At 36.4% G+C, this 2,267-nt stretch carries 2 protein-coding genes and 1 pseudogene; all 3 read left to right on the top strand.

Annotation, left to right across the window (positions count from 1 at the left end; translation table 11 throughout):
- The first annotated feature begins 425 nt into the window (after positions 1-425).
- Entirely contained in the window at positions 426-758 is a 333-nt protein-coding gene (locus ABIQ27_RS11375; RefSeq protein ID WP_348034018.1) for a hypothetical protein, read from the top strand.
- A gap of 107 nt (positions 759-865) precedes the next feature.
- Positions 866-1,729, top strand: a complete 864-nt coding sequence (locus ABIQ27_RS11370; protein WP_348034017.1) for a helix-turn-helix transcriptional regulator — start codon at positions 866-868, stop codon at positions 1,727-1,729.
- Between the two features lie 348 nt (positions 1,730-2,077).
- A pseudogene (locus ABIQ27_RS11365) lies at positions 2,078-2,267 on the top strand (alpha/beta hydrolase); the annotation flags it as partial.

Here is a 2,267-nt window from a genome sequence, read left to right as displayed (position 1 = left end):
ACGTACCAGACTTAGGATCTGGCGCCGTGAGGCATGCAGGTTCGACCCCTGTCATCCGCACCATATTGATTATCATTTTGTTATAAAGGTTCGTCTAAAACGAACCTTTATTTTTTTGCCTCGATTTGCAAACAAATACTTTAAAATAACGGATTAGCGAAGACTTGCAAAAGCAATTAGGGTTAAATAGAATTAAGTAGAGTAAAGTTGGACAAAGAAATATGAGCACGATTGAGTCCGGCGCTAGACCCAAAATCTGATTGCCTTAACATAATATAGGTTCAATCGTCGCAATTCATCTCGTAACGGTATTTTTCAAACACAAGTTCAAAGCGAATTATTCTTATTAACATGAAGCGTTTGTAAAATTAAACGCGCTTTGGAAACAGACATATCAGGCAAAGGGGAGATGCTAACAAGCCTTCTTGCCAGCATCAGCATCTACCATCGTTTCCAGTCCTATCACGGATGGCTATGATCGAAATGAATTCATAGCCGGAATTCAAACAACGGTTATGATAGAAAAAAGGATGGGTTTGTTGTTCACGCTGAAAGATACGCAGAACAGAAAAGCAAAAAAAGATCCATATTCTCAACTTTCTGGAGATGGATCTGGGAAAAGTTGTAAAAACTGGAACTTTGTGGAGTTAGACCTGGCAGATACCATCATTGTACTAGAGCGAAAAGACAACCGGATTTTTTTCGGGTGGAAATTTTCATTTGACCTCCTCTCTAATTTTAAACAGTCCGATTTTTAGAGACACTTACACTGGATAGTTTTTAAAAATAAGTCAGCTATTTTGTTTTAATTTCAGTAATGTTTTAATAAAGTTGATGACAATTAAACGCTTGGTAATATTTTGAAATGAAAGACATACCAATTAGAAAAATCAGTACTACTTTAAATGAACCTGCTATTACAGGCAGTTTTATGATTCGTGCTATTGGCGACATACTCAATGGAAAAGATTTGGTTCATAACTTGCACAGGCATGATTTCTTCTTCATCCTTGCCGTTCAAAATGGGAAGGGAAATCATAAAATAGATTTCAAGGACTATAAAGTTCAGAACAATTCAATATTCATCCTTCGACCGGGCCAGGTACATCAACTTACTTTAAAAGCAGACTCTATAGGATTTCTTGCAGAATTTGATGCGGCATTCTATCTTCCAAAAGAAAAATTGGCAAATCAACGATTGATAAAAGCCGGTAATAAAGGCTTTTGTGCATTTGAGGCAGATAGGTTTAAAAAGATACAGGATATTTTATCACATATTTTTAATGAATATGCCTTGAAGCAGGAAGGATATATTGAAGTAATAAAAGCAGACCTTGATATTTTCTTTATTGAATTTATGAGGCAAAGCGATAACCCAAATGGTAATTCGAAATCCACTGGAAATTATACCCAGGAGCGCTTTGAGGAATTTATTACTCTGACTTCAGCTAATATAACCACTCATAAACAGGTTTCTCAATACGCCGATCTATTGAACCTCTCAACCTACCAGCTTAATGCAATTACCAAAACAACTGTTGGTAAACCAGCTTCTGAACTCATTAATGAACAGATTGTATTAGAAGCCAAGCGATACTTACTGGCAACACCGAACCAGGTTAAAGACATAGCCGACCACCTGGGCTATGAAGACATTTCTTACTTTATCAGATTTTTTAAAAAGCACACCGCCTATTCCCCCGAGGCTTTCAGAAAGAAATTCCAATAAGTCCTATCCAACTTTCAGATAAGTTGAAACACATGCCTCTTCATCAATCATAGGGCAGGTTATCAAGCTCTTCGGTAATTTTATTTCAGGCTTTATTTTTTTTAGAAATAAAAAACGCAATCGATTGGCTAGAATAGCGCTTTTGATGTAGATAGCGCACCGATTATTGGCAGTTCAAATTGAAGATTCGCCGGAATTCATATTGATCGAGTCTTAAAGCTCTTAAACTAAGAAAAATTGGATTTCATAAGAAACAGATGATTTGACACACAATCAGACATAATATTTTTCAAAATCCTGTAACAAATTTCTCACTTCTGCATCTGAAGGGAAATTTAAACAATCGTTATGAAAAAATTACAATTTTTTTTGCTTACAGTATGTATCCTTTTTTCAATTGCAAGCCATGCCCAACAGGCTTTTAAGGTGGAAGTTGTGGGTAAAGGCAATCCTGTATTGTTCTTCGCTGGCTTTGGCTGCACAGGAGAAGTCTGGAAAGCAGCTGTGTTCGAATTATCAAAACAATACGAGTGTCATG

Origin of the sequence: Flavobacterium sp., assembly GCF_039916025.1 — a bacterium.
Lineage (GTDB): Bacteria > Bacteroidota > Bacteroidia > Flavobacteriales > Flavobacteriaceae > Flavobacterium.
Note: the sequence above shows the minus strand (reverse complement) of the source record. Positions and strands in the feature narration are given on the sequence as shown.

What these genes read in the sequence shown, in the direction of transcription:
- ABIQ27_RS11370 (WP_348034017.1), top strand. Translation starts at nt 866, where the DNA reads ATGAAAGACATACCAATTAGAAAAATCAGTACTACTTTAAATGAACCT.